The sequence below is a fragment of the Streptomyces tagetis genome, assembly GCF_018069565.1.
GTDB classification, from domain to species: Bacteria; Actinomycetota; Actinomycetes; order Streptomycetales; family Streptomycetaceae; genus Streptomyces; species Streptomyces tagetis.
In genome coordinates, this window is sequence record NZ_JAGPNL010000001.1 from 1790854 (window position 1) to 1808003 (window position 17150).

General features: G+C 73.7%; 19 protein-coding genes. 9 read left to right on the plus strand and 10 right to left on the minus strand.

The features are described from left to right. The first annotated feature begins 28 nt into the window (after window positions 1-28). From J5Y05_RS07650 to J5Y05_RS07665, 4 genes are read left to right on the plus strand one after another with little or no spacing between them, the layout of a single operon-like run. A complete protein-coding gene (locus J5Y05_RS07650) occupies window positions 29-451 on the plus strand; it encodes a roadblock/LC7 domain-containing protein (protein ID WP_210869816.1) in 423 nt (140 codons plus the stop codon). Further along, a complete protein-coding gene (locus J5Y05_RS07655; RefSeq protein WP_210869347.1) occupies window positions 448-804 on the plus strand; it encodes a DUF742 domain-containing protein in 357 nt (118 codons plus the stop codon). The genes J5Y05_RS07650 and J5Y05_RS07655 overlap by 4 nt, the downstream gene beginning before the upstream one ends. Further along, window positions 785-1411, plus strand: a complete 627-nt coding sequence (locus J5Y05_RS07660; RefSeq protein ID WP_210869349.1) for a GTP-binding protein — start codon at window positions 785-787, stop codon at window positions 1409-1411. The genes J5Y05_RS07655 and J5Y05_RS07660 overlap by 20 nt, the downstream gene beginning before the upstream one ends. Beyond that, the gene (locus J5Y05_RS07665; RefSeq protein WP_210869351.1) at window positions 1408-2670 is read left to right on the plus strand and encodes a cytochrome P450; all 1263 of its coding nucleotides are present in this window, start codon (window positions 1408-1410) and stop codon (window positions 2668-2670) included. The genes J5Y05_RS07660 and J5Y05_RS07665 overlap by 4 nt, the downstream gene beginning before the upstream one ends. Before the next feature lie 18 nt (window positions 2671-2688). Here the strand turns inward: J5Y05_RS07665 and J5Y05_RS07670 are convergent, their stop codons facing one another. From J5Y05_RS07670 to J5Y05_RS07680, 3 genes are all read right to left on the minus strand, one after another. Further along, on the minus strand, window positions 2689-3912 hold the full coding sequence (locus J5Y05_RS07670) for a cytochrome P450 (RefSeq protein WP_210869353.1): 1224 nt from the start codon (window positions 3910-3912) through the stop codon (window positions 2689-2691). An 85-nt stretch (window positions 3913-3997) separates the two neighbouring features. Next, window positions 3998-4723, minus strand: coding sequence for a dipeptidase PepE (gene pepE, locus J5Y05_RS07675; RefSeq protein ID WP_210869355.1), 726 nt, complete (start codon window positions 4721-4723; stop codon window positions 3998-4000). 30 nt (window positions 4724-4753) lie between these two features. Next, the gene (locus J5Y05_RS07680) at window positions 4754-5575 is read right to left on the minus strand and encodes an IclR family transcriptional regulator (protein WP_210869357.1); all 822 of its coding nucleotides are present in this window, start codon (window positions 5573-5575) and stop codon (window positions 4754-4756) included. 155 nt (window positions 5576-5730) lie between these two features. On the opposite strand from J5Y05_RS07680, the gene J5Y05_RS07685 reads away from it, so the two are divergent. The 5 genes from J5Y05_RS07685 to J5Y05_RS07705 all read left to right on the plus strand — a co-directional run bounded on the left by J5Y05_RS07685 (window position 5731) and on the right by J5Y05_RS07705 (window position 10919). Then, complete coding sequence (locus J5Y05_RS07685; protein WP_210869359.1) at window positions 5731-6684, plus strand: DUF1177 domain-containing protein; 954 nt, start codon at window positions 5731-5733, stop codon at window positions 6682-6684. Between the two features lie 2 nt (window positions 6685-6686). Continuing rightward, the gene (locus J5Y05_RS07690) at window positions 6687-8084 is read left to right on the plus strand and encodes a cytosine permease (RefSeq protein WP_210869361.1); all 1398 of its coding nucleotides are present in this window, start codon (window positions 6687-6689) and stop codon (window positions 8082-8084) included. Beyond that, the gene (locus tag J5Y05_RS07695; RefSeq protein ID WP_210869363.1) at window positions 8081-9418 is read left to right on the plus strand and encodes a M20/M25/M40 family metallo-hydrolase; all 1338 of its coding nucleotides are present in this window, start codon (window positions 8081-8083) and stop codon (window positions 9416-9418) included. Before J5Y05_RS07690 ends, J5Y05_RS07695 begins: the two co-directional genes overlap by 4 nt. 120 nt (window positions 9419-9538) lie before the next feature. Then, window positions 9539-9703 carry a 50S ribosomal protein L33 gene (gene rpmG, locus J5Y05_RS07700; protein WP_210869365.1) on the plus strand — a complete coding sequence of 55 codons (165 nt, stop codon included), beginning with the start codon at window positions 9539-9541 and terminating at the stop codon, window positions 9701-9703. Between the two features lie 145 nt (window positions 9704-9848). Further along, window positions 9849-10919, plus strand: coding sequence for a polyprenyl synthetase family protein (locus J5Y05_RS07705; RefSeq protein ID WP_210869367.1), 1071 nt, complete (start codon window positions 9849-9851; stop codon window positions 10917-10919). Window positions 10920-10929: 10 nt separating this feature from the next. On the opposite strand, the gene J5Y05_RS07710 is transcribed toward J5Y05_RS07705, so the two are convergent. The 7 genes from J5Y05_RS07710 to J5Y05_RS07740 all read right to left on the minus strand — a co-directional run bounded on the left by J5Y05_RS07710 (window position 10930) and on the right by J5Y05_RS07740 (window position 17077). After that, window positions 10930-11760 carry an urease accessory protein UreD gene (locus tag J5Y05_RS07710; protein ID WP_210869369.1) on the minus strand — a complete coding sequence of 277 codons (831 nt, stop codon included), beginning with the start codon at window positions 11758-11760 and terminating at the stop codon, window positions 10930-10932. 10 nt (window positions 11761-11770) lie between these two features. Next, a complete protein-coding gene (gene ureG, locus J5Y05_RS07715; protein ID WP_372450467.1) occupies window positions 11771-12448 on the minus strand; it encodes an urease accessory protein UreG in 678 nt (225 codons plus the stop codon). A 19-nt stretch (window positions 12449-12467) separates the two neighbouring features. Beyond that, a complete protein-coding gene (locus J5Y05_RS07720; RefSeq protein WP_210869821.1) occupies window positions 12468-13202 on the minus strand; it encodes an urease accessory protein UreF in 735 nt (244 codons plus the stop codon). A 41-nt stretch (window positions 13203-13243) separates the two neighbouring features. After that, window positions 13244-14953, minus strand: a complete 1710-nt coding sequence (locus J5Y05_RS07725) for an urease subunit alpha (RefSeq protein ID WP_210869371.1) — start codon at window positions 14951-14953, stop codon at window positions 13244-13246. Continuing rightward, window positions 14946-15263: an urease subunit beta gene (locus J5Y05_RS07730; protein ID WP_247614382.1), complete on the minus strand. Its 318-nt coding sequence runs from the start codon at window positions 15261-15263 to the stop codon at window positions 14946-14948. Before J5Y05_RS07730 ends, J5Y05_RS07725 begins: the two co-directional genes overlap by 8 nt. Before the next feature lie 101 nt (window positions 15264-15364). Then, window positions 15365-15667 (minus strand): urease subunit gamma, encoded by a 303-nt coding sequence (locus J5Y05_RS07735; RefSeq protein ID WP_030420541.1) that lies wholly within the window; start codon window positions 15665-15667, stop codon window positions 15365-15367. A gap of 201 nt (window positions 15668-15868) precedes the next feature. Further along, window positions 15869-17077: a S8 family peptidase gene (locus J5Y05_RS07740; protein ID WP_210869375.1), complete on the minus strand. Its 1209-nt coding sequence runs from the start codon at window positions 17075-17077 to the stop codon at window positions 15869-15871. Window positions 17078-17150 lie beyond the last annotated feature (73 nt).

Consider the following 17150-nt stretch of genomic DNA (forward strand, 5'->3'; position numbering starts at 1 on the left):
TCCGGGAGCCACCGGCCCACCACCCGCCATGCAGACCACCGACAACAGCCTCACCTGGCTCCTGCAGAACCTCCTGGACCGCACCCCCGGCACCCGCCACGCCCTGGTCCTCTCCCGCGACGGCCTCAAGCTGTGCTGGACCGAACACCTCACCCTGGACCGGGCCGACCAGCTCTCCGCCATCTGCTCCGGCATCCAGGCCCTCGCCCAGGGCGCCTCCGTCGAGTTCGGCAACGGCTCCGGCGGCGTCCGGCACTCGATGACCGAGTTCCACGGCGGACTCCTCTTCATCATCGAGGCCGGCCAGGGCGCCCACCTCGCCGTCGTCGCCGCCGAGGACGCCGACCCCGGCGTCGTCGGCCACCAGATGACCGAGATGGTCGAGCAGATCGGCGAACACCTGCGGGCCGAACCGCGCCACGCCGCCGTCCCCGGGAGCACCACGTCGTGACACGCAAGCCCGTGGACACCGGCGCCCCCGACCGGCTCTACACCGTCACGGGCGGACGCAGCCGCGCCGACGACTCCTTCGACCTGGTCACCCTCGTGGTCAGCGAGTGCGAGCCGACGGCCGGGATGCAGTCGGAACACGTCAGAATCCTCGACCTGTGCCGGCACCCCACGGCCCTCGTCGAACTCGCCGCGGAACTGGCCCTGCCCATCACCGTGGTCCGCATCCTCCTCGGCGACCTCCACGCCACCGGCAAGATCACCGCCCGCCACCCCCGACTGGGGCAGTCCGCCGCCGCGCACCCCGATACCACCCTTCTCCAGGAGGTGCTCCATGGGCTCCGCAACCTCTGAAGCCTCCGCGCTGCCCGCCACCCGCACGCCCCTGGGCGACGCCGCCGAGACCGGCCTCAAGATCGTCGTCGTGGGCGGGTTCGGCGTCGGCAAGACCACCCTGGTCCGCTCGGTCAGCGAGATCCGGCCGCTCAACACCGAAGAGGTGATGACACAGGCCGGGATCGGCGTCGACGACCTCGGCGGGGTCGCCGCGAAGACCACCACCACCGTCGCCTTCGACTTCGGCCGGATCAGCCTCAACGAGCGCCTGGTGCTCTACCTGTTCGGCGCCCCCGGCCAGGAGCGGTTCTGGTTCCTGTGGGACCGGCTCTTCACCGGCACGCTCGGCGCCGTCGTCCTCGTCGACACCCGGCGCATGGACGACTCCTGGTACGCGATAGACCGCCTCGAACACCACGGCACGCCGTTCGTGGTCGCCGTCAACCGGTTCGACGAGGACACCGCCGCCCACTCCCTGGACGAGATCCGCCAGGCGCTCGCGCTGCCCGAAGGGGTCCCGCTGATCGAGTGCGACGCCCGGGTACGGACGTCGGGCAAACACGTCCTGGTCACCCTCGTGGACCACCTCTACCACATGGCTCTGGCCCAGGAGAGCGCCTCGTGACCGACATCGACCCCGCCCCGGACACCCTCACCGCGCCCGGCTGCCCCGCGTACCCCGACGCCGTGCCGCTGGCCGGACTGGAGTACCAGCAGACGCCGTCCGAGCTGTACCGCAGCCTGCGCCGGCGGCACGGCCCCGTCGCCCCCGTGCTGCTCGACGGGGACATCCCGGCCTGGCTGGTCCTCGGCTACACCGAGGTCACCTACGTCACCAGCCACGACGACCTGTTCGCCCGGGACTCCCGGCGCTGGAACCAGTGGCACGCCATCCCCGCGGACTGGCCGCTCCTGCCCTACGTCGGACACCAGCCCTCCGTCCTGTTCGCCGAGGGCGAGGAACACCGGCGCCGGGCCGGGGTGATCACCCAGGCGCTCGCGGGCATCGACCAGTTCGAACTGGCCCGGGACTGCCGCCAACTCGCCGGCCGGCTCATCGCCGGCTTCGCCGGCAGCGGCCGGGCCGAGCTGATGAGCGGGTACGCGCACGCCCTGCCGATGCGCGCCGCGGTGCGCTTCTGCGGCATGCCGGACGGCAGCCCCGAGACCCAGGGCCTCGTCGAGGACCTGCGGATCTCGCTCGACGCCGCGGAGGGCGACGACCCGGTCGCCGCGTACACCCGGGTCGGCGAGCGCATCCACCGGCTGGTCCGGGAGAAACGGGAGCGTCCCGGACCGGACGTCACCTCGCGGATGCTGACGCACCCGGCCGGGCTGAGCGACGAGGAGACCGTCCAGGACCTCATCTCGGTCATCGCCGCCGCCCAGCAGCCCACCGCGAACTGGATCGGCAACACCCTGCGGCTCCTGCTCACCGACGAGCGCTTCGCCGTGAACGTCTCCGGCGGACGGCTCAGCGTCGGCGAGGCCCTGAACGAGGTGCTGTGGCTGGACACCCCCACCCAGAACTTCATCGGACGCTGGGCCGTCCACGACACCCAGCTCGGCGGCCGTCAGATCCGGGCCGGCGACTGCCTCGTCCTCGGCCTGGCCGCGGCCAACACCGACCCGCAGATCTGGCCCGAGGCCCACGTCGGCGCCGAGAACTCGGCCCACCTCTCCTTCAGCAACGGCGAGCACCGCTGCCCGTACCCGGCGCCGCTGCTCGCCGACGTCATCGCCCGCACCGCGATCGAGACACTGCTGGAGCGGCTGCCCGACCTGGTGCTGGAGGTGGAGCCCGGCGAGCTGACCTGGCGGCCCTCCATCTGGATGCGCGGACTGAACGACCTGCCGGTCCTCTTCACCCCGGTGGCGCCCTGACCGGCGCCGCGCGCCGGATCAGACGGCGGGCGTGAAGCGCACCGGCAGCGACCGCGGCCCCCGGGTGAACACGCCCTCCTCCACCGGGTCGAAGCCGTCGGCGGGCCGCAGGCCGGGCATGGCGTCCAGGAGTCGGCCGACCCCGATCTCCACCTCCGCCTTGGCCAGCAGCGCGCCGACGCAGAAGTGGCGGCCGAGTGCGAAGGCCAGGTGGTCGGCGGCGGCCGAGAAGGCGGTCGACGAGGTGAGGTCGTCGCGGAGGATGTCGAAGCGGTCCGGGTCCCGGTATCGGCTCTCGTCCCGGTTGGCCGCCCCGATCAGGCAGGTGACGGTGGCGCCGGCGGGTATCGTGCCGCCGCTCAGCGTCACGTCGGCCGCCGCCTGGCGCATGATCATGTGCACCGGCGGGGTGTACCGCAGGGTCTCCGCGAAGGCGCGGGCGATTAGCGAGCGGTCCTCCCGTACGGCCGCCAGTTGCTCGGGGTGGGCCAGCAGGTTGGCGAAGATGCCGGCTATCGCCTTGTCGGTGGTCTCGCCGCCCGCCGCGAGCAGCAGGCTGCAGAACGCCTTGATGTCCTCGTCGCTCATCCGCACCCCGTCGACCTCGGCGGCGCAGAGGGTGGACAGCAGGTCGTCGCCCGGGTTCTCCCGGCGCTCCCGGATGATCGGGATCATGTACTCGGCGAACTCCACCCGGGTGCGCGCACCCTCCTCGGCCACCACCGGATCGCCCGAGAGGTTGCCGAGGAAGGCGATGACCGAGGTGTACCAGCGGTGGAAGCGGTCGTGGTCGGCCTTGTCCAGGCCCAGCATGTCCGCGATGACGTCGACCGGCAGGCGGGTGGCGAAGTCGGCCACCAGCTCGGCGCGGCCCGTGTGCCGGAACGCGTCGATCAGCTCCCGCGCGTTGCGCTCGATCACCGGGAGGAACTTCTCCCGCAGCTCCGCGCCGCGGAAGGCGGGGGCGATCAGCGCCCGCCGCACCGCGTGCTCCCGGCCGCTCATCTGGAGGATCGTCCGGCCGTGGACCGGCTCGATCTGCCAGTCGTAGTTGTCGGTGGTGAACCGCCCCTCCCGGTCCTTGAAGACGCGCTCCACGTCCTCGTAGCGGGAGACGATCCAGCTCCGGGTGGCCTCGTGCCAGAGGAGCGGGGCGGTCTCCCGCATCACCCGGTAGGCCGGGTAGGGGTCGGCGGCGAACTCGGGGGAGAGGATGTCGGGGACCTGCTGCGCAGTGGACATGGGGGCTCCTCGGTCGGCAACGTCCTTTTCGGACAAGGCTATTGACGAACCGTCGAACTCGACAGACCCCGTCCCCCGAGCCGGCTCAGCCCCGGATGTCGAACTCCGCCCGCACCGCGAGCAGCTCCGAGACGTCCGTGCCGGGGGCCAGCTCGCGCGGCGCCTCACCCCGGCAAAACAGCCGGGCCGGCCGCTCCCCGCCGAGTCCGGCGCGGCCGTCGGCGACCCGCAGCCAGCTCCCCTCGCGCAGGCCGAGCACGGGGACGTCGTTCTCCTCCAGGAACTCCGTCAGCCGCTCCTCGCGCGTCTCTCCCTTGTGGGTGGAGTCCGGGTCCGGGTCGAGGTAGTGCGGGTTGATCTGGAAGGGGACCAGCCCGAGCGCCGCGAAGGACGGCGGCTGCACGATCGGCATGTCGTTGGTGGTGCGCAGTGAGGGCGCCGCCATGTTGGTCCCCGCGCTCGCGCCCATGTACGGCAGCCCGCCCCGCACGGCCTCGGCCAGCGCCTCCCGCAGACCGGTGCGGTACAGCGCGCAGAGCAGCCGGAAGGAGTTGCCGCCGCCGACGAACACCGCGTCCGCCGCCCCGAGCGCGGCGAGCGGGTCGCCGTCCTCGTGCACGCCCCGCACCTCGATGCCGCTCGGGGCGAGCGCCCCGCGCACCCGGGCGGTGTAGGTGTCGTGGTCGGCGAGGGCGTACGGCACGAAGGCCAGCCGCGCCCCCTCGGGCAGGAAGCCGGTCACGGTGGCGAGGGCGTGTTCCAGGTAGCCGCGGCCGTACTGGGTGGAGTTGGACAGGAGCAGCAGTCTCACGGGGTGGTCCTCATCGGGTGGGTCGGTCTGTCAGGCCGTGCGGGAGCGGGGGCGGCGGTGGTGCTGCGGCGGCTGGGTCAGGCGCTGTTCCAGCAGGCGTACGGCACGGCGCAGGACGTCGAGCCGGTCCTCGGGGCCCTGGGGGAAGCGCTCCCCGGGCCCGCCCAGGCTGAGGCTGCCGTACGGCTCGGAGCCGAGGAAGACGGGCATCGCCACGGTGCCGATCCCGGCGTCGTACTCGCCGACCGTCCAGGCGTGGCCGTTCGCCCGCACCGTGCGGAACTCGCGCTCCAACTCGTCGGGGTCGGTGACGGTCCGCTCGGTGAAGCGGGCCATCGGCCGGCCGCGGAAGAGCCGGTGCCGCTGCTCGTCGGGGAGGAAGGCGTAGAACGACTTGCTGGTCGCCCCGGCGTGCGCCGGGTACAACTCGCCGACCAGCGGGTAGTACCGCAGCGGTCCCTCCTCGCCCTCGACCGCCGCCACGCACCGCATGTGGAAGCTGTCGGGCAGGCAGAACAGCACCGTGTCGCCGGTGGCCGCGCGCAGCTCCTGGAGGACCGGCTCGGCCAGCATCTCCAGGGTCCCCGAGCGCTCCCAGAGCCGGCCGAGCCGCAGCGCGGCCGGGCCGATGCGGTAGCGGCGGGTCGCCGGGTCGGAGACGAGGAAGCCGCGGCCCGCGAGGGTCGACAGCAGGCGCTGGGCGACCGAGGTGTCCCAGCCGAACTCCCCGGCGATCTCCGTCACGCCCCAGTCGGGCCGCGAGCGCTCGAACGCCAGCAGGACCAGCAGGGCGCGGTCGACGGTCTGCAGGGCCCCCGCCGGGGTCCTGCGGTCCGCGGGATGCGCGGTCATGGCGGCTCCTTCCGTCCCGGACGTACGCCACTGCCCCGTCCATCTCGCCATGCAGACATGAATTGCAGATAACGGGAAACAGTTGCGCAGCACCTTAACGGGTCCCGAACCTGCTTGTCAGCACCGCCCCCGGTGCGGATCAGGAGAACTGCCCCATGTTGAAGTACGTCCTGGATCTCGTGGATCTGCTCGACGATCCCGACGTCGACGGCAAGCGCGTCGCCGCCCACCTCGACACCCTCGCGGGGCCGGAGGGCTCCGGCGCCCAGGTCACCACCGTCACCGGCGAGCGCGGCTCCACGGACTTCGTGCTGGTACGCGTCCCGGGCCGCAACGGACGCGCGAGCGGCGGCACCGCCCGCACCCTCGGCGTGGTCGGCCGCCTCGGCGGCATCGGTGCCCGCCCCCAGGCGCTCGGTCTGGTCTCCGACGCCGACGGCGCCGTCGCCGCCCTCGCCACCGCCGCCAAGCTGCTCGACATGCGCCGTCGCGGCGACGTCCTGGAGGGCGACGTGGTCGTCGCCACGCACATCTGCCCGGACGCCCCCACCGCGCCGCACGACCCGGTGCCCTTCATGGACTCCCCGGTCGACATCGCCACCATGAACCGGCACGAGGTCACCGCCGACATGGAGGCGGTGCTCTCCATCGACACCACCAAGGGCAACCGGATCATCAACCACAAGGGCCTCGCCCTGTCGCCCACCGTGAAGGAGGGCTGGGTGCTCAGGGTCGGCGAGCGGCTGGGGGAGCTGCTCGCGGTGGTGACCGGTGAGCCGTTGGTCACGTACCCGGTGACCACCCAGGACATCACCCCGTACGGTAACGGTGTACATCACATCAATTCGATCCTCCAGCCGGCCACGGCGACCGCGTCCCCGGTCGTCGGCCTCGCGATCACCTCCGCGGCGGCGGTCCCCGGCTGCCAGACGGGCGCGAGCCACGAGACGGACATCGCGGCGGCGGCCCGGTTCGCCGTCGAGACCGCCAAGGCGTACGGCGGCGGCCTCCTCGACTTCCACGACGCCGTGGAGTTCGACGCGCTGGTGAGCCGCTACGGCTCACTGGCCCACCTCCAGACCTTCGGCCGCGTCCCCAAGGAGTCGTGATCGTGACTCGGCACGAGAACACCACCGCGCCCGAGGGCGGCGCGAGAGCCGTCGGCAGCGACGACTACGCCCTCTCCCGGGTCCCGCGCGACCAGCGCCTCGGCTTCTGGACCATGCTGCTCCAGTGGCTCGCCCAGTCGGGCTCGATCTCCCAGTTCACCCTGGGCGCCACCATCGGCGTCGGCATGTCCTTCGGGGACGCCTTCCTCGCCTTCACCCTCGGCGCGGTGATCCTGGAGGTCGTGATCTTCGCCATCGGCCTGGCCGGTATGCGCGAGGGCCTGGCGACCCCGCTGCTCACCCGCTGGGTCGGCTTCGGCCGCAACGGCTCGGCCCTGGTCAGCCTGGTCATCGCCATCAGCCTCGTCGGCTGGTTCGGCGTCCAGAACACGATCTTCGGTGACAGCGTCTCCGCGCTCGTCGGCGGCCCGTCCTGGATGTGGTGCGCCATCGCGGGCTTCGCCATCACGGTCCTGGTCATCTTCGGCTTCCGGTACATGGCCGTCTTCGCCAAGATCGTCACCCCGCTCTTCTTCGCCATGGTCGCCTGGTCGGTCACGGACGCGCTGAGCGACCACTCGCTCTCCGAGCTGATCCACTCCCCGGCCCCCGGCCAGGCCATCCCGCTCTCGGTCGCCGCGACCGCCATCGCCGGCGGCTACATGACCGGCGCGATCGTCTCCCCGGAGATGACCCGCTACAACAGCAGGAGCAGCCACGTCTTCCTGCAGAGTGCCTCGTCGATGATCCTCTCCGAGTACATCGTCGGCCTCACCGGCGTCCTGCTCGGCCACATGGTCGGCAGCGGCCAGGTCTCCCAGATCGTCCTGTCGACCTCGGGCGTCTTCGGCGTCCTCGTCGTCCTGATGTCCACCGCGAAGATCAACGACTGGAACCTGTACGGCTCCTCCCTCGGCGTCGTCAACTTCTTCCAGGTCGTCTTCGGCAAGCGCCTGCACCGCGGCGCCGTCACCATCGTCCTCGGCATCGCCGGCACCCTGCTCTCCGCGGTCGGCATCATGACCCACTTCACCGACTTCCTCTCGGTGCTGGGCGTGGCCATCCCGCCCATCGGCGGAATCATCGTCGCCGAGTACTGGGTGGTGCGCCGCATGCGCGCCCCGCTGGACGCCACCCGCGAGGCCGGCACCCTGCCCGCCACGTCGCCGACCTGGGTGCCGATGTCCCTGGTCATCTGGGCCGCCGCCTTCTGCGTCGGCAAGTTCTACGACGGCGGCATCCCCGCCCTCAACTCCCTGCTGACCGCCTTCGTCCTGTACTGCGTCCTCGGCTTCGCGGGCCTGGTCAGGACCTACGGCACCTCGACCCTCGACGACGACGGCACCGCCGGCCCGGACCCGGCCGCCGCCCCCGGCACGGCCACCGTAGGAGCACCATGAGCACCACCGCACCCGCCCCCGTCACCGCCTCCGAGGAGGCGCAGCGCGAGGTCGTCGAGTTGTGCGCCGAACTGATCCGCTTCGACACCTCCAACCCCACCGGCGACGAGCGGGACTGCGCCGACTGGGTCGTGGCCCGCCTCGCCGAGGCCGGCATCGCCTCCGAACTGGTCGAGAGCGCCCCCGGCCGCGCCAACGTCGTCGCCCGCATCGCCGGCGCGGACCCGGACCGCGGCGCCCTGCTCGTCCACGGCCACCTCGACGTGGTCCCCGCCGACCCCGCCGAATGGCGGGTCCCGCCCTTCTCCGGCGAGATCCGCGACGGGTACCTGTGGGGCCGCGGCGCCATCGACATGAAGGACACGGTGGCCGTCATGCTGGCCACCGCCCGGCACTTCGCCCGCACCGGCACCCGGCCCACCCGCGACCTCGTCCTCGCCTTCCTCGCCGACGAGGAGGCGGGCGGCGCGTACGGCGCCCACTGGCTGGTCGAGCACCGGCCCGACCTCTTCGCCGGGGTCACCGAGGCCATCGGCGAGGGCGGCGGCTTCAGCTACGCCCTCGACGAGCGCCGGCGCCTGTACCCCATCGAGAACGCCCAGCGCGGGATGGCCTGGATGGAGCTGACGGCCACCGGCCGGGCCGGGCACGGCTCCTCCCCGAACGACGAGAACGCCGTCACCGACCTCGCCGAGTCCCTCACCCGCATCGGCCGCCACACCTTCCCCGTCCGCCTGATCGAACCCGTACGCGCCCTGCTCACGGAGGCCGCCCGCCTCCAGGGCGTCGACGTCGACCTGGACACCGAGGACCCGGACGCCCTCGACGCCGAACTGGCCAAGCTCGGCCACGTCGCCGACTTCACGCAGGTCGTGCTCCGCAACTCGGCCAACCCGACCATGTTCTCGGCTGGCTACCAGACCAACGTCATCCCCGGCAAGGCCACCGCCCGCGTCGACGGCCGCTTCCTGCCCGGACACGAACAGGAACTGACCGACACCATCGACGCCCTGCTCGCCCCCTCCGTCACCCGCCGCTGGGTCAACCACGACATCGCCATGGAGACCGCCTTCGAGGGCCCCCTCGTCGACGCCATGTGCGACGCGGTGCGCGCCGAGGACCCGGACGGGCACCCGGTGCCCTACTGCAACCCGGGCGGCACCGACGCCAAGGCGTTCACCAAGCTCGGTATCCGCTGCTTCGGCTTCAAGGGCCTCAGGCTGCCGCACGACCTGGACTACGGCCGGCTCTTCCACGGCGTCGACGAGCGGGTCCCGCTGGAGGGGCTGCGCTTCGGCGTACGGGTCATGACCCGGCTCTGGCAGAGCTGCTGACCAGGGACGACGCCACGCCCCCGGCCCGGGAATGCGGGACCGGCCGGCGGCGTTGACCACCCCGTCCGGCGCCGCGCAAACCGGCACCGAGGCCCGCGCACCGGACGGGAAGGAGCACTCATGCCCCGCAGCACCGCACGCCCAATCGTCCGGCTGAGGTCGACCGCCGGGACCGGCGTCACCTACGTGACGCGCAAGAACCGGCTCACCCACCCCGACCGGCTCGTCCTCACCAAGTACGACCCGGTGGCGGACGCGCACGTCCCCTTCCGCGAGGAACGCTGACCCGCGCCGCCCGCCCCGTACACCGGCCCGGCCCCGCACCACGGGGCCGGGCCGGACCCGTCCCCGGGGGCCCGCGCCGGGACCCGGAGCGCCGCCTGGCACACTGCACGGGCGCCACCGCACCCCGGACCAGGAGGCCCCCGCCATGACCGAGCAGTTCGCGGCCCGCGCCGCCGGGTACGAGCGGCGCTTCAGCGCGGTCTTCGAGGAGTTCTTCGACACCCTCGGCACCACCCTGGACGCCCCCGCCTTCAGCCGCTTCACCCCCGAGTGCCTGGAGCTGCTGCGCGACCTCTCCCTGCGCGGCGGCAAGCGGATGCGGGTCGTCCTGCTGCACGAGGCCGCCCGCCTGGTCACCGACGCCCCCGTCGACGGACTCGACGCCGCCGCGCTCAGCATCGAACTGCTCCAGACCCACGGCCTGGTCCACGACGACCTCATCGACGACGGCGCCACCCGCCGCGGCGGCCCCTCCACCTACCACGCCTACCGCGCGCGGTACCCCGACCACCCCCGCGCCGCGCTCGGCCTCACCGTCCTCGCCGGGGACCTCGCCCTCGCCCTCTCCCTGCGCGTCCTGCTCGACGCCGACCTCCCCGCCGAGCTGCGCCGGGCCATGGCCGAGGTGCAGACCCGGGCCGCCGCCGACACCTTCGTCGGCCAGATCACCGACCTGGAACGGGACTTCACCGGCCCCGTCTCCGAGGACGTCCTCCACCAGGTGGCCGACCACAAGACGGCCCGCTACTCCGTCCTCGCCCCGCTGCGCCTCGGCCTCCTCGCCGCGGGCACCGACCCGGCCCCGTACGAGGAGGAACTGCGCGCCTACGCGCGCCTCGTCGGCATCTGCGGCCAGATGCGCGACGACCACCTCGACCTCTTCGGCGACGCGGCCGTGCTCGGCAAGCCGACCGGCGCCGACCTCCGCGAGGGCCGGCGCAGCTACACCGTCGTCCGCCTGCTGGAGGCCGCGAGCGGCACCGGACGCCGGGTGGTCGAGGACGCCCTCGGCGACCCGCACTGCACCCCGGAGACGGTCGCCGCCGTCCGCGAGATCGGCGAACGCCTCGGGGTCGGCGCCGCGATGGAACGCGAGATGCGCCGGCACGCCGAGCGGGCCCGCGCCCTCGCCGCCGGCTGGCGCCCGCGCTGGCGCGAGGACGCCGTCGCCTTCTTCGAGAACGTGCCGCTGTGGAGCGTCGAACGCACCCGCTGACCGGGGAGCCTCACCCGGCGGCGGCCGGTACGGGCGCCTCCGCGCCGGTGAGCAGGAGCGCCGCCGCCCCCTCCAGCCTGCGCCGCAGCTCCGCCGTGTCCGGAGCGAGGGCACCGACCAGCACCCCGCCGCCCAGCTCCATCACGGCGGTGCCCGGACCGGCGAGCGCGCCGCCCGCCCGCTCCGCGCGGACCGCGCCCGGGTCGACGACCAGCAAGGTCCCGGCCGTACGGTGCCCGCCGGTGACCGCCGGCCCGTCCCACCCCGGCGCCCCGGGACCCACCGCCAGCTCCTGGTCGTGGAGCGGGCCGGCCGGGGTCTCCACGCGGACCCGCTGCCGGTAGCGGCCCGGCGCCTCCCCGTGCCGGCCGAACAGCACCTCCTCGCGCACCACGAGCCGGGCCCCCTCCGCCAGCGCGATCCGCACATCGGTGCGGTGCCGGCAGCCCCGCCCGGCGATCACCAGCTCGGGCAGCCAGGCCAGGCACGCCCCGGCGCCGACCCGCACCCGCACGTCGAGCCGGGACTCCTCGCCGTACGTCCCCGGCAGCAGCAGGGTCGGCGCGATCTCGCCCAGCACCAGCGCGCTGCCCGCCCCGACCCGCACCTCCAGACGGAGCAGGTCGCCGCCGAGCGGGCCCGCCGCCCCGGCCGCCAGATGGACGCGGGCGGGCTCGGCGCACCGGCCGGCCCAGTCGGTGACCGGCGTGGGGGCGAGCGGGGCGGTGGTGCGCAGCATCAGGGGCCACCCCGAGCGCAGCACCGAGACGCGGGTGCCCGCCCGGCCCGGTGCACGGGCGGGGGCGCGTTCGGTGGCCAGCAGGGCCGTCGCGGCGGTCACGGCCGTCCCCTCAGCCGCCCTCGGCCAGGCGTTCGCGCACCCAGGTCGTGACCTCCCGCGCGGAGGGGTCCTCGACGAGGGAGAGGAAGCGCACGGGCCGGTCGCCGCGCTTCTCCTCGGCGTCCCGCGCCATCACCGACAGATCGGCGCCCACCTGCCGGGCGAGGTCCGTCTTGTTGACGACGAGCAGATCGGAGGCGATGACACCGGGGCCGCCCTTGCGGGGCACCTTGTCGCCGCCGGAGACGTCCACCACGAAGATCTGGTGGTGCACCAGCCCGTGGCTGAAGGTGGCGGTGAGGTTGTCCCCGCCGCTCTCCACGAGGACCAGGTCCAGCGGCGGCAGGCTCCGCTCCAGGTCCTCCACGGCCTCCAGGTTGGCGGAGATGTCGTCGCGGATCGCGGTGTGCGGACAGCAGCCGGTCTCCACCGCCCGGACCCGCTCGGCGGGCAGCACCCCGTTGCGCAGCAGGAAGTCGGCGTCCTCGGTGGTGTAGATGTCGTTGGTGACCACGGCCAGTCGGGTCTCGCCGGCCAGGGACCGGCAGAGCGCCGCCACCAGCGCGGTCTTGCCCGAGCCGACCGGCCCGCCGAGGCCGATGCGCAGCGGGCGCCCCGGGGTCCGCGGCAGCCGGCCGGCGGCGGTGGGCGCCGCGTGGTCGTGCGGGCGCCCGCCCCCGGCGGACACTTCCTCCCTCTCGTGCGGATCAGGACGCAAAGAGACGCACCTCCCAGGTGGCGTGGAGTTCGGCGGCGATGTCGAGCAGCGGAGCGCCGTACGAGGGGAGCCGGGCGGCCGGGGTGTCCGCCTCGCCGGCGGCCCGGACGGCGAGCCGGTCCAGTTCCGGCACCAGCCCGGCGAGGACCGCGTGCACGGCGAACGGGTCGAGGCCCAGCAGGCGGACCGCCGCCGTCGCGGGACCCGTCGCGGCGTCGTGCAGGGCGGCCGAGGCCGCCTCGCCCGGCCCGAGCCCCAGGGCGCGGGCCGCCGCGCCGAGCGCGACCGGCTGATGCCAGCCACCGGGCAGCGCCCCGGCCAGCGCGTCCAGCCCCGGGTGCGGCCGGACGCTCCGGGCGGCACGCAGCATCTGGCGGCCGAGCCGGCGGGAGGTGGCGCGCAGCGCGGGCGAGGGGGTACGGGCCTCGAACTCGCCGTCCAGCGCGCCGAGCCGGCCACGCCCGTCGGCTGCCGTGCCGTCACCGCCCCCTGCCGTGCCGCTTCCGTCCGCCGCCGTGCCGCGCCCGTCGGCCGCCGTGCCGTCGTCGAACGCGGCGCACGCGGCGGCGGCGAAGGCGGCGGTGGTGGCCCCGGTGGTGGCGAGGCGGCCCCGCAGGAACGCCTCCAGGCCGTCGGTGTCCCGCACCCGTCCGGCCGCCACGGCCGCCTCCAGACCGCCGGAGTGGGCGTGGCCGCCCGCCGGGAAGCGGCCGTCCGCCAGCATGAGGAGCCCCGCCGCGCCGACGGCCGGGGGCCGGGTCCCGGTCAAAAGAGGAAGTACCGGTGGTTCATGGGCAGTTCCGTGGCCGGCTCGTGGTCGACGACCTGACCGTCGATGCGGACGGTGTACGTGTCGGGGTCGACCTCGATGTGCGGCAGCGCGTCGTTCTCCGGCAGGTCCGCCTTGGTCCGCCCGCGCACGCTCTCCACCGGGACCAGCCGCCGTTCGATGTTCAGCCGGTCGGCGAGCCCGTCCTCGATCGCGGCGGGCGCGACGAACGCCACGCTGGTCGCCGCGGCGGCCCTGGTGTGCACGTTGTAGCCGAGCCTCGGCAGCACCGGCTGCGGCGTGGGCACGGCCGCGTTGGGGTCGCCGAGCAGGGCCATCGCCGCCATGCCCGACTTGTAGACCGCCGTCGGGCGCACCCCGAAGAGCGCGGGCTCCCACAGCACCAGGTCGGCCAGTTTGCCCGGCTCCACCGACCCGATCTCGCGCTCCAGACCGTGGATGGTGGCGGGGACGATCGTGTACTTGGCGACGTAGCGGCGGGCCCGCCGGTTGTCGGCCCGGCCGTCGCCGGGCAGGGAACCGCGCAGCCGCTTCATCACGTGCGCGGTCTGCCAGGTCCGCCGCACCACCTCGCCGAGCCGGCCCATCGCCTGGGCGTCGGAGGTCATCGCGGAGATCGCGCCCATGTCCTGGAGGATGTCCTCCGCCGCCATCGTCGAGGCGCGCACCCGGCTCTCCGCGAACGCCAGCTCGGCCGGCACGTTCGGATTGAGGTGATGGGCGATCAGGCAGATGTCGAGCTGCTCGTCGGCCGTGTTGACGGTGAACGGGCGGGTCGGCGTCGTCGAGGACGGCAGGACGCACGGCTCGCCCGCGATGCGGATGATGTCCGGGGCGTGCCCGCCGCCCGCGCCCTCGGTGTGGAAGGCGTGGAAGGTCCGGCCGCCGACCGTGCGCAGCAGGTCCTCCACGAACCCGGCCTCGTTCAGCGTGTCGCTGTGGATCGCCACCTGCACCCCGGCCGCGTCCGCGACGCGCAGCGCCGTGTCGATGACGGCCGGGGTGGCGCCCCAGTCCTCATGGCACTTGAAGCCGCCCATCCCCGAGCGCAGTTGCTCCCACAGCGACTCCTCGGAGACGGTGCTGCCCCGGCCCAGGAAGAGCAGGTTGACCGGCCACGGCTCGAACCCCTCCAGCATCCGCTCCATCCACCAGCCGCCCGGCGTGGCCAGGGCCGCCTTCGAACCGTCGGTGGGCCCGGTGCCGCCGCCGACCAGGGTCGTGGTGCCGGCCTCCAGCGCCACGACCGACATGTCGGGGGAGACGAAGTGCACATGGGTGTCGACGGTGCCGGCCGTCAGGATCAGCCCGCTGCCGTTGACCATCTCCGTGGACGGGCCGATCACCAGATCCGGGTGGACACCGTCCATGATGTCGGGGTTGCCGCACTTGCCGAGCGCCACGATGCGCCCGTCGCGGATGCCCACGTCGGCCTTGACCACACCCCAGTGGTCCAGCACCACCACCCCGCCGATCACGAGGTCGGGGGTGCCCTCGGCACGGGTGGCGTGGGACTGGCCCTGCGACTCCCGCCCCGACTTGCCGCCGCCGAAGACCGTCTCGTCCCCGCCGACGCACCGGTCCTCCTCCACCTCGATCAGGATGTCGGTGTCCGCGAGCCTGATCCGGTCGCCCGTGGTCGGCCCCAGCGAGGCCACGTAGGCGCGGCGGTCGATCTCAGCCATCGAGCGGACCTCCGCACTCGCCGCGCAGCCCGCGCACGATACGCCGGCCGCCGAGGGGGACGAGTTCGACCTCGACGGTGGCGCCCGGGTCGAAGCGCACCATGCCCCCGGCCAGGATGTTCAGCCGCTGCCCCCAGGCCCGCTCCCGGTCGAACCGGAGCGCCGGGTTGACCTCGGCGAAGTGGTAGTGGGAGCCGACGCTGACCGGGCGGTCCGCGGTGTTGACCACCGGGAGCCGGGTCACCGGCCGGCCCGCGTTGATGGTGACCGTGCCGCTGCCGTGGATGATCTGGCCCGGGGAACCGGGCAGCTCCGCCGAGTCGGCGCCGGGCTGCACCAGCCCCGTCGCGTCGCCCTTGCCCGATCCGGGGACCAGTGACCTGCCGCTGCCCGGCCGTTGCCGGCGCTCGCTCACTGGATCGGCCCCTGCACCGCGATCAGCTTCGTCCCGTCCAGGAACGTCGCCTCCACCTGTACCTGCGACAGCATGTCGGCGACCCCGTCCATCACCTCGTCCCGGCGCAGCACCCCGCGCCCGGCGTCCTGGAGGTCGGCCTTGGTGCGCCCGTCACGGGCCCCTTCGAGGAGGAAGGCGGAGATGAGCGCCGTGGCCTCCGGAAGGTTCAGTTTCAGGCCGCGCTCCCGGCGTTCCTGGGCGAGTCTGGCCGCCGTGTAGATCATCAGGCGCTCGCGCTCCTGAAGGCTGAGCAGCATCGCTGTCTCCGCTCTCTCCGGGGCCGGTCGGCGCGGACCGGCCGGATTCCGGTGTCCGGATCTCACCCTGGCACGCGGCACGGTGCTCCCGCCGGTGCTGTTGCGCCACACGGGGCGCGGGCCGGGGAGACGGACGTGCCCCGGGACGCGGGGTCCCGGGGCACGGTGGAGCGGGTACGGGGTGCGCCTGCCGTCAGCGGGTCACGGGACGAGCTTCAGCAGCAGGTTGGGGGAGCCGGTGCCGGGGCTCGTCACCTTGCCGCTGGTCGAGCCGTTCACCAGGGCGGTGGCGACCTGCGCCGGGGTGGCGGAGGTGTGGTTGGCGAGGTAGACCGCGGCGGCTCCGGCGACGTGCGGGGTCGCCATCGAGGTGCCGGAGATGGTGTTGGTCGCCGTGTCACTGGTGTGCCAGCCGGCCGTGATGGAGGAGCCGGGGGCGAAGAGGTCCAGGACGGCCCCGTAGTTCGAGTAGCTCGCCCGCGCGTCGGTGTTGGTGGTGGCGCCGACGGTGATGGCCTCCGTGACCCGGGCGGGGGAGTAGGAGGAGGCGTTGGCGTTGCTGTTGCCCGCGGCGATGGCGTAGGTCACGCCGCTGGCTATGGAGTTGCGCACGGCGGTGTCCAGGGTGGCGGAGGCGCCGCCGCCGAGCGAGAGGTTGGCGACCGAGGGGCCGGAGTGGTTGGCGGTCACCCAGTCGATGCCGGCGATGACCCCGGCGGTGGTGCCCGAACCGTTGTTGTCGAGCACGCGCACGGCCACGACCTTGGCCTTCTTGGCGACGCCGTAGGTCGACCCCGCGATGGTGGTGGCCACGTGGGTGCCGTGGCCGTTGCCGTCGGAGGCGATGGTGTCACCGTCGACGGCGTCGTACCCGTAGGAGGCACGGCCGCTGATCTGCTGGTGGGTGATGCGCACACCGGTGTCGATGACGTACGCGGTCACGCCGGTGCCGGCACTGTCCGGGTAGGTGTAGGTGCCGGACAGCGGCAGGGAGGTCTGGTCGATGCGGTCCAGCCCCCAGGGGGCGTTGGACTGGGTGGTGTCGGCGAGGCGGACGCGCTGGTCCTGCTCGACGGAGGCCACGGCCGGGTCGGCGGCGAGCCGCCGGGCCTCGGTCGCGGAGAGGGTGGCGGTGTAGCCGTTGAGCGCGCTGCCGAACGCCTTGCGCACCGTGCCGCCGTACCGCTCGACCAGGTCCTGGCCGGCCGTCGACGACGCCTTCAGCCCGGCGTCCGTGCGGAGGGTGACGATGTAGCTGTCCTTGACAGCCGTGGGCGATCCGGCCGCGAGGACGGTGCCTTCGGCGGGGGCGGCGTGGGCGGGCAGGGCGGTGAGCCCGCCGCCGAGGGCCAGGACGGCCGCACCGGCGAGGGTGCCGAGCCGGAATCTCTTGCTGCGCAGTCGTGCCATGACGAGGGGTCCTCCTCCTGGCGGCGCGCGCCGGGGTGGGGCGCGCGACTGTGGGGGTGTGCACGGGGCCGCG